This is a genomic window from Streptomyces xanthophaeus (genome assembly GCF_000725805.1).
Classification (GTDB): domain Bacteria; phylum Actinomycetota; class Actinomycetes; order Streptomycetales; family Streptomycetaceae; genus Streptomyces; species Streptomyces xanthophaeus.
Window position 1 is genome coordinate 119788 of record NZ_JOFT01000014.1, and the last position, 16600, is coordinate 136387.

The 16600-nt window shown below is 72.7% G+C and carries 17 protein-coding genes and 1 tRNA gene; 9 read left to right on the forward strand and 9 right to left on the reverse strand.

Annotated elements, in window-relative coordinates; all coding sequences use genetic code 11:
• Positions 1–44: 44 nt before the first annotated feature.
• The 3 genes from IO30_RS0109400 to IO30_RS0109410 are packed head-to-tail and all read right to left on the reverse strand — an operon-like array spanning position 45 to position 2655.
• Entirely contained in the window at positions 45–803 is a 759-nt protein-coding gene (locus tag IO30_RS0109400; protein WP_031141212.1) for a TrmH family RNA methyltransferase, read from the reverse strand.
• Between the two features lie 56 nt (positions 804–859).
• Positions 860–2062, reverse strand: a complete 1203-nt coding sequence (locus tag IO30_RS0109405; protein WP_411572701.1) for an HTTM domain-containing protein — start codon at positions 2060–2062, stop codon at positions 860–862.
• Positions 2047–2655, reverse strand: a complete 609-nt coding sequence (locus tag IO30_RS0109410) for a DUF5819 family protein (protein ID WP_324617552.1) — start codon at positions 2653–2655, stop codon at positions 2047–2049. The genes IO30_RS0109405 and IO30_RS0109410 overlap by 16 nt, the downstream gene beginning before the upstream one ends.
• A gap of 225 nt (positions 2656–2880) precedes the next feature.
• Here IO30_RS0109410 and paaA point away from each other — a divergent pair, with 225 nt between their 5' ends.
• The 6 genes from paaA (at position 2881) to IO30_RS0109440 (ending at position 7894) form a co-directional block, all read left to right on the forward strand.
• Entirely contained in the window at positions 2881–3918 is a 1038-nt protein-coding gene (paaA, locus tag IO30_RS0109415) for a 1,2-phenylacetyl-CoA epoxidase subunit PaaA (protein WP_031141218.1), read from the forward strand.
• Positions 3915–4199: a 1,2-phenylacetyl-CoA epoxidase subunit PaaB gene (gene paaB, locus IO30_RS0109420; protein WP_031141220.1), complete on the forward strand. Its 285-nt coding sequence runs from the start codon at positions 3915–3917 to the stop codon at positions 4197–4199. Before paaA ends, paaB begins: the two co-directional genes overlap by 4 nt.
• Positions 4200–4225: 26 nt before the next feature.
• Positions 4226–4978 (forward strand): 1,2-phenylacetyl-CoA epoxidase subunit PaaC, encoded by a 753-nt coding sequence (gene paaC, locus IO30_RS0109425; protein ID WP_051902103.1) that lies wholly within the window; start codon positions 4226–4228, stop codon positions 4976–4978.
• Positions 4972–5475, forward strand: coding sequence for a 1,2-phenylacetyl-CoA epoxidase subunit PaaD (paaD, locus tag IO30_RS0109430; protein ID WP_031141224.1), 504 nt, complete (start codon positions 4972–4974; stop codon positions 5473–5475). The genes paaC and paaD overlap by 7 nt, the downstream gene beginning before the upstream one ends.
• Positions 5476–6645: a 2Fe-2S iron-sulfur cluster-binding protein gene (locus IO30_RS0109435; RefSeq protein ID WP_078904619.1), complete on the forward strand. Its 1170-nt coding sequence runs from the start codon at positions 5476–5478 to the stop codon at positions 6643–6645. It begins immediately after the preceding gene.
• 100 nt (positions 6646–6745) lie between these two features.
• Positions 6746–7894: an acyl-CoA dehydrogenase family protein gene (locus IO30_RS0109440; protein ID WP_031141228.1), complete on the forward strand. Its 1149-nt coding sequence runs from the start codon at positions 6746–6748 to the stop codon at positions 7892–7894.
• Between the two features lie 27 nt (positions 7895–7921).
• On the opposite strand, the gene IO30_RS0109445 is transcribed toward IO30_RS0109440, so the two are convergent.
• The 6 genes from IO30_RS0109445 to IO30_RS0109470 form a co-directional block, all read right to left on the reverse strand.
• A complete protein-coding gene (locus IO30_RS0109445) occupies positions 7922–8266 on the reverse strand; it encodes a rhodanese-like domain-containing protein (RefSeq protein ID WP_031141230.1) in 345 nt (114 codons plus the stop codon).
• A gap of 58 nt (positions 8267–8324) precedes the next feature.
• Positions 8325–9182 (reverse strand): J domain-containing protein, encoded by an 858-nt coding sequence (locus IO30_RS0109450; protein WP_031141232.1) that lies wholly within the window; start codon positions 9180–9182, stop codon positions 8325–8327.
• A 69-nt stretch (positions 9183–9251) separates the two neighbouring features.
• Complete coding sequence (locus IO30_RS0109455) at positions 9252–10652, reverse strand: DUF2252 domain-containing protein (protein ID WP_031141234.1); 1401 nt, start codon at positions 10650–10652, stop codon at positions 9252–9254.
• 52 nt (positions 10653–10704) lie between these two features.
• Positions 10705–11352, reverse strand: a complete 648-nt coding sequence (locus IO30_RS0109460) for a response regulator (protein WP_031141236.1) — start codon at positions 11350–11352, stop codon at positions 10705–10707.
• Between the two features lie 20 nt (positions 11353–11372).
• On the reverse strand, positions 11373–13046 hold the full coding sequence (locus IO30_RS0109465) for a sensor histidine kinase (protein WP_031141238.1): 1674 nt from the start codon (positions 13044–13046) through the stop codon (positions 11373–11375).
• A 190-nt stretch (positions 13047–13236) separates the two neighbouring features.
• Positions 13237–13319: transfer RNA gene (locus IO30_RS0109470), tRNA-Leu, on the reverse strand.
• 292 nt (positions 13320–13611) lie between these two features.
• Here IO30_RS0109470 and IO30_RS0109475 point away from each other — a divergent pair.
• From IO30_RS0109475 to IO30_RS0109485, 3 genes are all read left to right on the forward strand, one after another.
• Positions 13612–14445, forward strand: coding sequence for an FHA domain-containing protein (locus tag IO30_RS0109475; protein WP_031141239.1), 834 nt, complete (start codon positions 13612–13614; stop codon positions 14443–14445).
• Between the two features lie 10 nt (positions 14446–14455).
• Positions 14456–14959 carry an FHA domain-containing protein FhaB/FipA gene (locus IO30_RS0109480; protein WP_031141241.1) on the forward strand — a complete coding sequence of 168 codons (504 nt, stop codon included), beginning with the start codon at positions 14456–14458 and terminating at the stop codon, positions 14957–14959.
• Between the two features lie 147 nt (positions 14960–15106).
• The gene (locus IO30_RS0109485) at positions 15107–16570 is read left to right on the forward strand and encodes a PP2C family protein-serine/threonine phosphatase (RefSeq protein ID WP_031141243.1); all 1464 of its coding nucleotides are present in this window, start codon (positions 15107–15109) and stop codon (positions 16568–16570) included.
• The last annotated feature ends 30 nt before the right edge of the window (positions 16571–16600 follow it).

A 16600-nucleotide genomic window follows, 5' to 3' on the forward strand; every position in this document is an offset into this window, starting at 1 on the left:
CCGGGCCTGAGCCGGTCCTGATCCGGGCCTGAGCCGGGCCCGGCTCAGGGCTTGGGCCCGCCCCAGTGGAAGAGGGTCATGGCCACGCTGGTGGCCAGGTTGTAGCTGGAGACCTGCGGCCGCATCGGCAGGGACACCAGGTGATCGGCGCGGGCGCGCAGCTCGGGCGAGATGCCGTGGCGTTCCGAGCCGAAGGCGAGCAGGGCGTCGTCCGGGAGGGTGAGGGAGCGGATGTCCTCGCCCTCCGGGTCGAGCGCGTACAGCGGCCCGGCCGGGAGGGTGGCGATCTCCACCCGGTCCACGGTGGTGGCGTAGTGCAGCCCGGCCCCGGCCCGGACCACGTTCGGATGCCAGGGGTCGAGGTCCCCCCGGGTCACCACACCGGTGGCCCCGAAGCCCGCGGCGAGGCGGACCACGGCGCCGACGTTGCCGAGGTTGCGGGGGTTGTCCAGCACCACGACGGGTGCGAGCCGCGGCTGCCGGTGCAGCCGTTCCCGGAGCAGGTCGGGGCCCGGCCGTACGGCCAGGGCCGCGACTCCCGTGGGGTGCACCCGGGGCAGCAGCCCGCTCAGCGGGACGCCGCCGCGGACCAGCCGGGCGACCTCGGCCTCGACGTCCGGAGCCAGCTCGCGCGCCAGTGCCCGTACGGCCTGCGGATCGTCGGCCACGGCGATCTCCACCTCGGCCCCGAAGCGCAGGGCGTGCTTCAGCGCGTGGAACCCGTCCAGCAGGACCAGGTCCTCCCGCCGGGCCCCCTCCCGCCAGCGCCGCTCCGTCCCGTCCGCGTCTGCCCACTCACTCATGCCCCGACCCTAGGCGCTCCCCCGCCGGGCTCCGGCACCGGCGCCGCCGACCGCCGTCAGGACGAGACGGGGCTCGGCTCCGCGGGGGCGGGCCGGGGCTCGGCGTCCGCCGGGACCGGCGCGGGCTCGGCCGCGGCGGCCGCCCGCCCGGGCCTGAGCGCGGCAGCCCTGGCCCCGAGCCACATCAGGAACACCGTCGGCAGGAACACCGCGTCGGCGGCGATCATCGCCAGCGAGAAGAACGGCAGGCCGAGCAGCACCGCGATCCCGACGTGCTCCGCCATCATCACGGCCAGCAGCACGTTCTTGATCCGCCGGTTGAACAGCGTGAACGGGAACGCCACCTGCACGGCGACCGTCCCGTACGACAGCAGCATCACCAGCGTGCCGCTGCTCGCCACCAGTTCCGACAGCGCCGGCCACGGGGTGAAGTAGTCCAGGCCCAGCGGGTAGTACAGGGCCGTCCCGTCCTGCCAGCGCGAGCCCTGGATCTTGTACCAGCCCGCCGTGGCGTAGATCAGGCAGACCTCCGCCATGATCACCAGCATCCCCGCGTTGTGCAGCAGGTTCGCCAGGACGTCCAGGGCCGCCCGGCCCTCCCCCTCGGGTTCGTACCGGTCGGCCGTCCACCACAGCCCTGCGACCACCCACAGCGCCCCGAAGACCGCCAGCCAGCCGACGCTGAACCTCCCGGTCGCCGCCGCATAGGCGAACACCGCGCCCAGCACCGCCCAGAGCACCGGCCCGGCCGCTCCGGCCGTCGCCGCGCCGCGCAGCCGTGCCCGGCGCGCGTCCAGCGACCACACCTGCGCGCACCGGGTCAGCACCAGGTAGATCGCCATCAGGTGGATGACGTTGTCCCCGCCGTCGCCCATGAACACGCTGCGGTTCTGGAGCGACAGCACCCCGACCATGAACACCACGGACACCGCGCGGGTGCGCCAGCCGAGCAGCAGTGCGACGCTCGCCAGCACGGCCACGGCGTAGACGGTCTCGAACCACAGCGTGGAGTCGGACCACATCAGGACCGTGAAGGCACGGTTCGAGGCGATCAGCCGCTCCGCGAGCTCCCAGCTCCACGGTCCGTCGGGGCCGTACAGCTCGCGCCGGTGCGGGAACTCCCGCAGCAGGAAGAACAGCCAGGTCCCGGCGAAACCGATGCGGATCACGGCGCTCTGGTACGGGCCCAGTGCCTGTCCGGTGACCTGCGCCAGTGCCCGTCCGGCGGCCCGGCGCGCGCGGGTCAGACCGTCCACCACGGCAGCTCCCGGTAGTAGGTCTGGGTGTCGGTGGTCTCGTTGCTCCAGCCGGGCGCGGCCACCGCCGTCGTCGCCGAGCGCAGCTGGATCCGCAGGAGGTGCCCGCCCGGGTAGCGCGGGGCGAGCCGGTCCACGGCGATGCGCTGCAGGTACGCCTCGGACAGCGCGCCGCGCTCGCCGTTCGCCTTGTTGTCCTCGTCGTGGGAGCCGGTGAAGAAGTCCCAGGCCCGGCGCAGCTCGTTCTGCTCGGTGTGGCTGGGCAGCAGGCTGTGCCGGATGGCCGCGCCGTCCTCGGCCGACAGGTCCCGCCAGTCGCTGGTGACCAGCTCGCCCGCGGCGGTGCGGACCTGCGCGCGCACCTGGACCGCGATGTTCTGCTGGAGCGGGTTCGGAGCGAAGAGCTTCCAGTTCTGTTCGAATTCCGGGTAGATCCAGTCGTCCACGGTCCGCGCGTGCTGCTTGCTGACCGTGTTCGACGGGGCCACGTGCAGGAAGACGAACGCCAGGTGAGCGCAGGCGGCCACGGCGACGGCCCCCAGTGCCAGGGCGGCCAGGACGCGGTACGGGGCGGACAGACCGGCTATCCCGGGCACGCGCGCAGGCGGTGGAGCAGCGTGTTCCGCAGCCGTTCCGGCGCCCCCTTCCGCGGGCTCGTGCTCGTTCGAATCCATCCCGCCCCGATCGTCCGGCGTCCACAGGGTTGACCACAGAGGTTGACACCCTACGGGCCGTCGTCTCACCATTGAAGAGGACGAACCGAACGATCGGTCGGTCGGGCAGCCGGAAGGCCGGCCGACACACTCTGACAGGGGACCGCGATGGTGGCAGTGACTCCGGAGACGGGGCCGGACACGGCCCTCGGGACAGACGGGACGGGCGGGCCCGGCACGCCCGCCGACCTGGGCGCACAGCTCGCGGCGGCCTTCGACGCCGCCGTGGCGGCGGACGAGCGCGTGGAACCGCGCGACTGGATGCCCGAGGAGTACCGCGCCTCCCTGGTCCGGCAGATGGCCCAGCACGCCCACTCCGAGATCATCGGCATGCAGCCCGAGGCCAACTGGATCACCCGCGCGCCCTCGCTGCGCCGCAAGGCGATCCTCATGGCCAAGGTCCAGGACGAGGCCGGTCACGGGCTCTACCTCTACAGCGCCGCCGAGACCCTGGGCACCAGCCGCGACGAGCTGCTCGACAAGCTCCACGCCGGCAAGCAGAAGTACTCCTCGATCTTCAACTACCCCACCCTGACCTGGGCGGACGTCGGCGCCGTCGGCTGGCTCGTGGACGGCGCGGCGATCACCAACCAGGTACCGATCTGCCGCTGCTCCTACGGCCCGTACGCCCGTGCCATGGTCCGCATCTGCAAGGAGGAGTCCTTCCACCAGCGCCAGGGCTTCGAGCTCCTCATGACGCTGTCCAAGGGCACCGAGGCGCAGCACGCCATGGCCCAGGACGCGGTGAACCGGTGGTGGTGGCCCTCGCTGATGATGTTCGGCCCCCCGGACGACGAGTCGGCGCACTCGGCGCAGTCCATGGCCTGGCGGATCAAGCGCCACTCCAACGACGAACTGCGCCAGCGGTTCGTGGACATCGCCGTCCCGCAGGCGCAGGCCCTGGGCCTGACCCTGCCCGACCCCGACCTGAAGTGGAACGAGGAGCGCGGGCACCACGACTTCGGCGCCATCGACTGGGCCGAGTTCTGGGACGTCCTCAAGGGCAACGGCCCCTGCAACGAACAGCGGATCAGCCAGCGGCGCACCGCCCACGAGGAAGGCGCCTGGGTGCGTGACGCGGCCGCCGCGTACGCCGAGAAGCAGGCGGCACAGCACACCGCCAAGAACGAGGAGGCACGGGTATGACGCAGAACTGGCCCCTGTGGGAGGTGTTCGTGCGCTCGCGGCGCGGCCTCTCGCACACGCATGCGGGAAGCCTGCACGCCCCGGATGCGGAGATGGCCCTGCGCAATGCCCGTGACCTCTACACGCGGCGCAGCGAGGGCATCTCGATCTGGGTGGTGCCGTCCACGGAGATCACCGCCTCCTCGCCGGACGAGCGGGACCCGTTCTTCGCCCCGTCCGCGGACAAGCCCTACCGCCACCCGACCTTCTACGACATCCCGGAGGGGGTGAACCACCTGTGACCGGCACCGACACCACGGCGGACACCATGGCGGACACCACCGCCACCACCACCACCGCCGCTTTCACGGCGGCCGCCCTCGCCCTCGGCGACGACGCGCTGATCCTCTCCCACCGCCTCGGCGAGTGGGCCGGGCACGCACCCGTGCTGGAGGAGGAGGTCGCCCTCGCCAACATCGCCCTCGACCTGCTCGGCCAGGCCCGCGTCCTGCTGTCCCTGGCGGGCGACGAGGACGAGCTGGCCTTCCTCCGCGAGGAGCGGTCCTTCCGCAACCTCCAGCTGGTCGAGCAGCCCAACGGCGACTTCGCCCACACCATCGCCCGGCAGCTCTTCTTCTCCTTCTACCAGCACGAGCTGTACGGGGAACTGGCGCGCGGGGACGGCCCGTTCGCTCCCCTGGCGGCCAAGGCCGTCAAGGAGACCGCCTACCACCGCGACCACGCCGAACAGTGGACCCTGCGGCTCGGCGACGGCACCCCGGAGAGCCACGACCGCATGCGGGCGGGCCTGGACGCCCTGTGGAAGTACACCGGGGAGATGTTCCAGCCGGTGGAGGGCCTCGAAGGACTCGACCAGGCCGCCTGGGCCGCCCTGGAAGGGCGCTGGCTGGCCGCGGTGACCGACGTACTGGAGCGGGCCGGGCTCGCCCTGCCCACGGGGCCGCGGACCGGGGCCTGGGCCGCCGGGGCCGGACGCCAGGGCCTGCACACCGAGCCCTTCGGCCGGCTGCTCGCCGAGATGCAGCACCTGCACCGCAGCCACCCGGGGGCGTCATGGTGACCGATGCCGGGACGACCCGCCTGGAGGCGGAGCTGGCCGAGCTCGCCGGCTCCGTCCCGGACCCGGAGCTGCCCGTGCTCACCCTCGCCGAGCTCGGCGTGATGCGCGGGGTCCGGGTGCACGAGGACGGCCACGCCGAGGTCACCCTCACCCCGACCTACACCGGCTGCCCGGCCATCGAGGCCATGTCCGCCGACATCGAGCGGGTCCTGACCGCCCACGGCATCCGCGAGGTGCGGGTGACCACCGTGCTGGCGCCCGCCTGGTCCACCGACGACATCAGCGCCGAAGGCCGCCGCAAGCTGGCCGAGTTCGGCATCGCCCCGCCGCGCCCCCACGCCGCCGGCGGACCCGTCCCGCTCACCCTGTCGGTCCGCTGCCCGAACTGCGGCTCCACCGACACCGAGCTGCTCAGCCGGTTCTCGTCCACCGCGTGCAAGGCCCTGCGCCGCTGCATCGCCTGCCGCGAGCCGTTCGACCACTTCAAGGAGCTGTAGATGGCCGTGTCCCCGCCGTCTGTGCCGTCGGTGCCGTCGGTGTCCTCGGTGTCCGCCTCCGGGCGTCCCGCGCGCGCCCCGCGCCACGGCGCCTTCCACCCGCTCACGGTGGCGGCGGTCGACCGGCTCACCGACGACGCGGTGGCGCTGACCCTGCGGGTACCGCCGGAGCTGCGCGACGAGTACCGCCACGCCCCCGGCCAGCACCTCACCCTGCGCCGGTCCACCCCTGAGGGCACCGAGATCCGCCGCACCTACTCGATCTGCTCGCCCGCCCCCGCGGCGGACGGCCCGGGCCCGGAGCTGCTGCGGGTCGGCGTGCGCCTCGTGGAGGGCGGCGAGTTCTCCACCTTCGCGCACAAGGAGGTCGCCGCCGGGGACGTGCTCGACGTGATGGTCCCCGCCGGCCGGTTCGTCCTGGACCCGGTGGCCGCCCCGGCCGCCGGGCACTACGCGGCCGTCGTCGGCGGCAGCGGGATCACCCCCGTGCTGTCGATCGCCGCGACCCTGCTCGCCGCCCGCCCCGACGCGCGGTTCTGCCTGGTGCGCAGCGACCGTACGGCGGCGTCGACGATGTTCCTCGACGAGGTCGCCGACCTCAAGGACCGCTATCCGGCGCGGTTCCAGCTGGTCACCGTCCTGTCCCGGGAGGAACAGGAGGCCGGGCTGCCGTCCGGGCGGCTCGACGAGGACCGGCTGGCCGCCCTGCTGCCCGCCCTGCTGCCCGTCGCGGAGGTGACCGGCTGGTTCCTGTGCGGGCCCTACGGCCTGGTCCAGGGGGCGGAGCGGGCCCTGAGCTCCCTCGGCGTCGTCAGGACCCGGGTGCACGAGGAGGTCTTCCACGTCGAGGACACCGCGCCCCCGGTCCGCGCCACGGCCACCGCCGCCGCCACGCACGGCCGGGTCACCGCCCGGCTCGACGGCCGCTCGGGCACCTGGCCCGTCCAGGACGGGGAATCCCTGCTGGACGCAGTGCTGCGCAACCGCGCCGACGCCCCGTACGCCTGCAAGGGCGGGGTCTGCGGCACCTGCCGGGCCTTCCTGGTGACGGGCGAGGTCCGGATGGACCGGAACTTCGCGCTGGAGGCCGAGGAGACGGAGGCCGGGTTCGTACTGGCCTGCCAGTCGCACCCGGTCACCGAGGAAGTGGAGATCGACTTCGACCGCTGAGCCGGCTGCCCTCCCCGCCCCCTGTCCAATTTCAGGAACGTGTTCTATCTTGACGCACCGTCAGGACAGGATGGACCGGGTGCGCGCGGGAGGACAGGAAGTGGACTTCACCTTCACCGAGGAGCAGCAGGCCGCCGTCGAGGCGGCGCGGGCCGTGTTCGCGGACGTCGCACCCGACAGCGTGCCCAGCCCGGCACTCACCCCGGGGGCCGTCGCCGAGGACTTCGACCGCCCGCTGTGGGCCAAGCTCGCCGCCTCCGACCTGCTGAGCCTGGTCCTCGCCGAGGAGCACGGCGGCGCGGGCCTGGACACCATCGCCCTGTGCCTGGTGCTGCGCGAGGCAGCCAAGGTACTGGCCCGGGTACCGCTCCTGGAGCACTGCGCCACCGCCATGGCCGTCCAGGCCCACGGCAGCCCCGCACTGACCGCCGCCCTGCTGCCCGGAGCCGGACGCGGGACGCTCGTGCTCACCGCCGCCGCACACGGCCGCAGCGGGCACGACCCGGCCGAACTCTCCGTCACCGCCCGCCGCGAGGGCTCCGGCGGGGACTGGGTGCTGGACGGCACGCAGACCGCGGTCGCCTGGGCCCACAACGCCGACTGGATCGCCGTACCGGCCCACAGCGGCGAGGGCGAGGCCGTCCTCGCGCTCGTCCCGCGCACCACCGGCGGGCTGACCCTCGCCGAGCAGTACTCCACCACCGGGGAGCGCCTCGCCGAACTCACCCTGGACGCCGTACGGGTCCCGGCCGCGCACCTCATCGACGCCCCCGGCGCCTGGGAGCGGCTGCGCCAGCTCCTGGCCACCGGCACCTGCGCCCTCGCGCTCGGACTCGGCGAGGGCGTCCTCACCATGACCAGCCAGTACACGAGCAAGCGCGAGCAGTTCGGCTTCCCGGTGGCCACCTTCCAGGCCGTCGCCGTCCAGGCCGCCGACCGCTACATCGACCTGCGCGCCATGGAGGTCACCCTCTGGCAGGCCGCCTGGCGGCTCGATGCCGCCACCGGCGGCGCGGGTGGCCCGCTGCCGAGCACGGGGGACGTCGCCGTCGCCAAGATATGGGCCGCGGAGGGCGTACGCCGGGTCGTGCAGACCGCCCACCACCTGCACGGAGGCTTCGGCGCCGACACCGACTACCCGCTGCACCGCTACCACGCCTGGGCCAAACAGCTGGAGCTCCAGCTCGGCCCGGCCGCGGCGCACGAGGAGGCCCTGGGCGACCTGCTGGCCGCCCACCCCCTCGCCTGAGACGGCGAGCCGAGCCCGGCAGACGGCTCAGAGCACGAAGGCCTGGGTGCCGTTGTCCGTGACCATCGGGCGGCCGGCGCGCTCCCAGGCCTGCATCCCGCCGTCGATGTTCACGGCGTCGATGTCCTGGCGGACCAGGTACTGGGTGACCTGCGCGGAACGCCCGCCCACCCGGCACATCACGTGCACCCGGCGGCCGTCCTCGACGGCCTCCGTCAGCTCACCGAACCGGGCGACGAAGTCGCTCATCGGGATGTGCAGGGCGCCCTCGACATGGCCGGCCGCCCATTCGTCGTCCTCACGGACGTCGAGGACAAAGCCTTCGGAGGGCACCGCGGCGGCGTCCACCGAGGGAAGCAGTCCGAAGTTCATAGCTGTCGCCTTCTCTCTTCGCAGTCTGCGGCCCAACCTATAGGAAACGGCACGCCCCTCAGGGGGTCGCCAGGGCCGCCAGCTGCGCCTCACGCTCGGACACCTGCGCCAGCAGCTGCTCCGCGATCTCCTCCAGCAGCCGGTCCGGGTCCTCCGGCGCCATCCGCAGCATGGAACCGATGGCGCTCTCCTCCAGATCCCGGGCCACGACCGACAGCAGCTCCTTGCGCCGCGCCAGCCACTCCAGCCGCGCGTACAGCTCCTCGCTCTCGCTCTCCGGCGCCGCCTCGGGCGCCGGACCGGCCGCCCATTCCTCGGCCAGCTCGCGCAGCAGCTGCTCCTCGCCCCGCCCGTACGCGGCATTGACCCGCGCGATGAAGGCGTCCCGCCGCGCACGCTCGGTCTCGTCCTGGGCGAGGTCGGGATGGGCCTTGCGGACCAGCTCGCGGTAGAGGCGGCGCACCTCCTCCGAGGGCCGCACCCGCTCCGGCGGACGCACCGGCCGGTCCGTGAGCATCGCGGACGCGTCGTCGGAGATCCCGTCGGAACCCAGCCAGTCGTGGAACAGCTCCTCCACCCCGGGCATCGGCATGACCAGCGCGCGCGCCTCCCGCGCCCGCCGCACGTCCTCGGGATCGCCGGTGCGCGCCGCCTTCGCCTCGGCGATCAGCGCGTCCAGCTCGTCGAGCCGCGAGTACATCGGGCCCAGCTTCTGGTGGTGCAGGCGGGAGAAGTTCTCCACCTCCACCCGGAAGGTCTCCACCGCGATCTCGAACTCGATCAGTGCCTGCTCCGCGGCCCGTACGGCCCGCTCCAGGCGGGCCTCGGGACGTTCCTCGCCGGACGCGCCGGGGGCACCGGTGTCGCCGAGGACGGTCGGCTCGGGCTGTTCGGGCTGCTCGGTCTGCTCGCTCACCCGGCCAGCCTACGGCCGTCCGCGCCGGGTCGATGTTTCACGTGAAACATCGACCCGGCGCTGGGGCGGTCAGACCCCGGACTCCGCGGCGATCCGCCCCGAGCGCACCGCCGCCACCAGATCGGCGTGATCGGCCTCGCTCCGGTCGGCATAGGCCACCGCGAAGCCGGCCATCGCCTCGTCCAGCTCGTCGCTCTTGCCGCAGTACCCCGCCAGGAGCCGCGGATCGGCGCTGTGCGCGTGCGCCCGGGCCAGCAGTGCCCCGGTCATCCGCCCGTAGTCGTCGAACTCCCCGGCGGCCAGCGCGGCCGGGTCCACGCTGCCCTTGCGGTTGCGGAACTGCCGCACCTGGAAGGGCCGTCCCTCCACCGTGGTCCAGCCCAGCATGAAGTCCGAGACCACCTGCATCTGCTTCTGCCCGGCCACCACCCGGTGCCCCTCGTGCTCCGGCGGCGGGGAGGCGAAGCCCAGCGCGGGCAGGTAGGGCAGCAGCACCGAGGGCCGCGCCTCCTTCACCTGGAGCACGAGCGGCTCGCCCCGGTGGTCGAGCAGCAGCACCACGTACGAACGGGTGCCGACGCTCCCGGTGCCCACCACGCGGAAGGCCACGTCGTGGATCGCGTACCGGGCCAGCAGCGGCAGCCGGTCGGGCTGGAGCGTCTGGAGGTAGGGGCCCAGGGACGCGGCCACGGCCGCCGCCTCCCCGTCCCCGACGCGGCGCAGCACGGGCAGCGCGTCCACGAAGCGCCGGCCGCCGTCCGGCGAGGGCTCGGTCGACTTGGCCGCGAACCGCGCGGAAGTGTTGTTGCGGGCCTTGTCCATGACCCGCTGCAAGGTGCCCACCAGGTCCCGCATGTCGGTGTGCGAGACCAGTTCCTCGTCGGCGATCGCGTTCCACGCGTCTATGGCCGGCAGCTTGGCCAGCAGGCGCATGGTCCGCCGGTACGCGCCCACCGCGTCCCGCGCCGCCTCCCGGCATGTGTCCTCGTCCGCGCCCGCCACCCGCCCGGCGAGCACCAGCGAGGTCGCCAGCCGCTTCACGTCCCACTCCCACGGCCCGAAGACGGTCTCGTCGAAGTCGTTCAGGTCGATGACCAGGCGGCCGCGCGCATCCCCGTACAGCCCGAAGTTCGCCGCGTGCGCGTCCCCGCAGAGCTGGGCGCCGATCCCGGTCACCGGACCGCCGGACAGGTCGTGGGCCATCAGACCGGCGGCCCCGCGCAGGAACGCGAAGGGGTTCGCGGCCATCCGGCCCACGCGTATCGGAGTCAGCTCGGCGACCCGCCCGACGTTGGACTCCTCGACCGCTCGCACCGCGTCCGGCCTGCCGGACGGGGCCAGGAAGCCGGCGTGCGCCGCCCGGGGCACGCGTGCCCGCAGGGCCTTCCCCTCCTGCCGGGGCGAGCCGGCCGCCACGCGCGGCCCGAAGCCCGCCACCTCCGGAATCCGCTGAACCGCTACCGCCGCCATCGACGCCGCCCCCACCTGTGGATCGAACACCTGCCGAACGGGGTGACCGTATCTACAGCCCGGCGTCCCTGGCCAGCAGCGCCGCCTGTACCCGGTTCTCGCAGCCCAGCTTCGCCAGGATCCGGCTCACGTACGTCTTCACCGTCGCCTCGCTCATGTGGAGCCGCCGGCCCGCGTCCGCGTTGGACAGGCCTTCCCCCAGCAGCGCCAGCACCCCGCGCTCGCGCTCGCTCAGCTCCGCCACCTGCCGCCGGGCCTCCTCACCGCGTGCCGCGGCCTTCCCCGACGCCAGCAGGTCCACCACGTGCCGGGTCGCCGCGGGGGAGAGGTAGGCGTCCCCGGCCATGGCGGCGCGGACCGCGCCGATCAGCTCTCCCGGCGCCGAGTCCTTCAGCAGGAAGCCCGCACCGCCCTGGCCCAGCGCCCGCAGGACGTTCTCCCGCTCCCCGAAGGTGGTCAGGATCAGCGCCCGGGACTCGGGCGCGGCCCGCTTCAGCTCCCCCAGGGCGGTCAGCCCGTCCATGACCGGCATCTGGATGTCCAGCAGCACCACGTCCGGGGCGTGCGCGAGGGCGAGTTCCACCGCCTCCCGGCCGTTCGCCGCCTCCGCGACGACCTCGATGTCCGGCGCCGAGGTCAGGATCATCCTGATCCCGGCCCGGATCAGCGGCTCGTCGTCGGCGATCACCACTCTGATCATTCTGGCCGTCACCCGTGCTCCTACTGCTTGACCTCGTAAGCCTGCTTGTCGACGAGCTTGCCGTCCTTGAAGCAGAACCGGAAAACGGTGTCGCTGGTGAACGCCCCCGAGGTGCCGGACGACATGAGGGCCAGGCACTGCGACCCCTGCGGCCGGAGCGGGCCCTTGCGGTCCAGGCCCGAGGTCAGGATGCTGTCCCCGTCGGGCAGCCGGCCGCGCACCTCGGACTCGGTCTCCCCGACGTTCACGGAGTCGTAGTCGGCCGGGTCGAGCATCGAGTCGTCCACCGAGCCCACCATCAGCACGATGACCGCCCCGAGCACGACCACGAGGAAGACCACCGCCGCCACCGCGATCCCGCAGCCCAGCGCCACGCCCCCGGTCCGGCTGCGCCTGCGCACCGCCAGTTCCTTGTCCACCGCGGCCCAGTCCATGGGCGGCCCGCCCTGCAGCGCCGCCGCCTGCCCCCGGGCCTGCTGGCCGAAGTCGTCCGCCACGTCCTCCACCCCGGCGGGCTCGGCCCCGTACGGCAGGACACCCGCCACCCGGAACCCGCCCTCCTCGGTGGCGCCGGTGTGCACCATGCCGCCGACCAGCCGGGCGCGCTCGCGCAGCCCTGTCAGCCCCTGGCCGCCCGACACCACCTCGCCGGCGCCGGGGCCCGCCGCCGGCCCGTTGGCGATCTCCACCACCAGCGAGTCGTCCTCGTAGCGCAGTTCCACGGTGATCGCGGATCCCGGCGCGTGCTTGTACGCGTTCGTCAGCGCCTCCTGCACGATCCGGTACGCCGCGTGGTCACAGGCGGCCACCAGCGGCCTCGGCTGCCCCGAACTCGTCAGCCGTACGTCGGTACCCGCGCTCCGCGCCGCCTCGACGACCGCCGCGATCCCGGCCACCCCGCGCGCCGCGGGCTGCGCCGCCTCCTCCACGGGGTCCGGTGCCTCGACCCCGTCCCGCAGGATCCCCACGACCTCCCGCAGTTCGTGCATGGCCGCCACCGAGGCCTGCCGCAGCACGCCCACGCCCTCGCGCTGACGGTCCGTGAGCTGCGGATCCACCTCCAGCGCGCCGGTGTGCACCGCGATCAGCGCCAGCTGGTGGCCGAGGCTGTCGTGCATGTCCTGGGCGATCCGCTGCCGTTCGCGCAGCCGGGCCTGCCCGGCGACCATCGCCCGTTCCCGCATCAGCTGCCCGTTGCGCTCCTGGAGCGCGCGCAGCAGCGTACGGCGCTGGTGCCAGTAGCGGCTGGCCAGACCGGGCATGACCGTCGTGGCCAGGAACATCAGGGTGGAGAAGACCACCATCAGCAGGAGCCGCGTCTGTCCCCACTCGTGCAGGGCGCTGAAGCCGACCATCGCGAGGAACGACAGGACGAAGGCGCCCAGGGCCCGTCCCACACCGACGATCCGGCGCCCCGCGGACCAGCCCAGCAGGGTCGTGACCAGGAACGCGCCGGGCAGGTACACGCCCACCGCGGGACCCACGACCAGCAGCGTCGCCGGGAGCCTGCGGCGGAGCAGGGTCAGGACGAACACGGCCACGGCGCCCGCCGCCATCCGCGCCCCGGATCCGTTGTCGAGCTCCTCCAGACCCAGGCCGAGCAGGGCCAGCACCGCGGCGATCAGCAGGTCCCCCGCCAGCATCCGCCGCGTCCAGGGCTCCGGCCCCCTCAGCCAGTCCCAGCCCGCACGCATCTTCGCCGTCACATCCACGCACCCGACCCTAGACACCCGTCCGTGCCCCCGGCCGCCCTCTTTCGTCGCGCCCACCGCGACGAAAGTCGGACGGCGCCGTCACCGGCGCAGGAACAGGAAGAGGACAAAGCCAGACGGACAAAGCGAAACGGCCGCCATCGCTTTCGCGATGACGACCGTTTCGTCGATGTGGGCGAGGGGGGATTTGAACCCCCACGTCCCGAAGGACACTGGCACCTGAAGCCAGCGCGTCTGCCGTTCCGCCACTCGCCCGAGCAGCGCCCCAGTGGTTCTTCCCTTTCGGGCCGTTCCCCTGGCGACGTCGAAACATTAGCACGCCAGACGGGGTGGATTCACATCGCTTTCCCCGCACCCCTCACCCCGGTCACGACGGCCCCTCCCGCACTCCGCCCCGGGTGCGGGACACTGTCCCTGGAGCGCCCCTACGATCGCTTGTGAGGACCAACACTCCTCAGCACGGGACCGATGGGGAACCAGCCGAATCCGCCACGCGTGGATACGATCAGTAAGCAGTACAGGGCGACAACGACGGAGGAGGTGCCCCATGGGAGTCCTGAAGCGGTTCGAGCAGCGACTCGAAGGTCTGGTGAACGGCACCTTCGCCAAGGTGTTCAAGTCCGAGGTCCAGCCGGTGGAGATCGCAGGCGCCCTCCAGCGCGAGTGCGACAACAACGCCACCATCTGGAACCGCGAGCGCACCGTCGTCCCCAACGACTTCATCGTCGAGCTCAGCACCGGCGACTACGAGCGCCTGAGCCCGTACTCGGGCCAGCTCGGCGACGAGCTCGCGGGCCTGGTCCGCGACTACGCCAAGCAGCAGCGCTACAGCTTCATGGGCCCGATCAAGGTCCACCTGGAGAAGGCCGACGACCTCGACACCGGTCTCTACCGGGTCCGCAGCCGTACGCTCGCCTCCAGCACCTCCCAGCCGCAGGCGCCTCAGTCGGGCCACGGCCAGGCACCCCCGAACCCGCAGGGCGGATACGGGTACCCCCCGGTCGCCGCCCCGCCGATGCCCGCGGGCCCGCCTCCCGGCGGTCCCGCAGGGCGCAGGCCGGCTCCCGCCGGCCCCGCACCAGCGTCCGGCCCGGGTGCCACCCGGCGCCACTGGATCGAGATCAACGGCACCCGCCACCAGATCTCGCGCCCGACGCTCGTACTCGGCCGAAGCACCGAAGCCGACGTGCGGATCGACGACCCCGGCGTATCCCGCCGGCACTGTGAGATCCGGACCGGAACGCCCTCGACGATCCAGGATCTCGGGTCCACCAACGGCATCGTGGTGGACGGGCAGCACACCACCCGCGCTACGCTCCGCGACGGCTCGCGGATCGTCGTGGGCAGCACGACCATCATTTACCGGCAAGCCGAAGGGTGAAGCGGGGGCAATGTCAGAGCTGACCCTGACGGTCATGCGGTTGGGTTTCCTAGCCGTTCTGTGGCTGTTCGTCATCGTGGCCGTTCAGGTCATCCGCAGCGATCTCTTCGGAACGCGAGTCACCCAGCGCGGCTCGCGCCGCGGGGGCGCCGCGGGCACCGCACCACAGCAGACGGGCCGCCAGAGCGCGGCCCCGCCGCAGCAGCGCCAGCGCCGCGGTGCGCCCACCAAGCTGGTCGTCTCCGAGGGCACCCTCACGGGAACCACGGTGGCCCTCGCCGGCCAGACGATCACGCTGGGCCGGGCCCACGACTCCACGATCGTGCTGGACGACGACTACGCGTCCAGCCGCCATGCCAGGATCTATCCCGACCGTGACGGCCAGTGGATCGTCGAGGATCTCGGGTCCACCAACGGCACGTATCTCGACCGGACCCGGCTGACCACTCCGACGCCCATTCCGCCGGGCGCCCCGATCCGCATCGGCAAGACCGTCATCGAGCTGCGGAAGTAGTACGAGAATGAGCGAGCGGAGCGAGCGAGCCGCGGCGATCCGTCCCACCGAGGACACGGACCCGAGCGCGCTCCCGACCGGAGGGTGGGCAGTGTGGCTCGAGACCGGTTGTACCCGGAGGCAGCAGCGTCGACAGGGCAGGTACACATGAGTCTGTCCCTGCGGTTCGCCGCCGGATCGCACAAGGGCATGATCCGCGAGGGCAACGAGGATTCCGGCTACGCCGGTCCCCGTCTCCTCGCGATCGCCGACGGCATGGGAGGCCAGGCCGCCGGCGAGGTCGCGAGCTCCGAGGTGATCTCCACCCTGGTGCAGCTCGACGACGACGTCCCGGGCTCCGACATCCTCACCTCCCTCGCCACGGCAGTGCAGCGCGCCAACGACCAGCTGCGCGTCATGGTGGAGGAGGACCCCCAGCTCGAAGGCATGGGCACCACCCTGACCGCCCTGCTGTGGACCGGCCAGCGCCTCGGCCTCGTCCACGTCGGCGACTCCCGTGCCTATCTGCTCCGCGACGGCGTCCTCACCCAGATCACCCAGGACCACACCTGGGTGCAGCGGCTCGTCGACGAGGGCCGCATCACGGAAGAGGAAGCCACCACCCACCCGCAGCGGTCCCTGCTGATGCGCGCGCTGGGCAGCGGCGACATCGTCGAGCCCGACCTCTCCATCCGCGAGGTCCGCGCCGGTGACCGCTACCTGATCTGCTCCGACGGGCTGTCCGGCGTCGTCTCCCACCAGACCCTGGAAGAGACCCTCGCCGACTACCACGGCCCCCACGAGACCGTGCAGGCGCTGATCCAGCTCGCCCTGCGCGGAGGCGGCCCCGACAACATCACCTGCATCGTCGCGGACGTCCTCAACACCGACAGCGGCGACACCCTGGCCGCTCAGCTGAACGACACCCCGGTGGTCGTCGGAGCGGTCGCCGAGAACCAGCACCAGCTCTTCGACGGCAATGCCATGCAGACCCCGGCCGGCCGTGCCTCGGGCCTGGGCCGCCAGGCCCCGCCGCCCGCCGGCGCCTTCGGACCTCCCGGCAGCGGTGAGGCCCCCGGCTACGGATACGGCGACCAGGGTCAGGGCGGCGGCGGTTACGGCAGCTTCGGCGACGCCGACGCGCAGTCCTACGACCCCGACTCCGGGTACGAGGACACGTACGACCACCCCCGCCGGCGCCGCGGCAAGGGGCGCAAGTGGACCACCCGTACGCTGACCCTGCTCCTCGTCGTCGGCGTCGTCGGCGGCGGTCTGTACGCGGGCTGGCGCTGGACCCAGACGCAGTTCTACGTCGGGGTCAAGGGCGAGCACGTGGCGCTCTTCCGCGGCATCAGCCAGAAGCTCGGTCCGCTGGAGCTCTCCAAGGTGGAGACCGACCGCCCCGAGATCGAACTGAAGTACCTGCCGCCCTTCAAGCGCAAGCTCGTCGAGGCCACCATCAGCGAGAGCAGCCTCAACGGTGCCCGCGAGAAGCTCGACGACCTCGGCCTCCAGGTCTCCGCGTGCAAGAAGGACGAGGAACGCCGCAACGCCGAGGCGCAGAACCAGACACCCAGCACCACTCTGACTCCCCAGGAGCAGCAAGTGGTCAGTTTCTGCGGAAAGCAGTAGACACCCGCGGGCGCAGGGGGCCTGCCACAC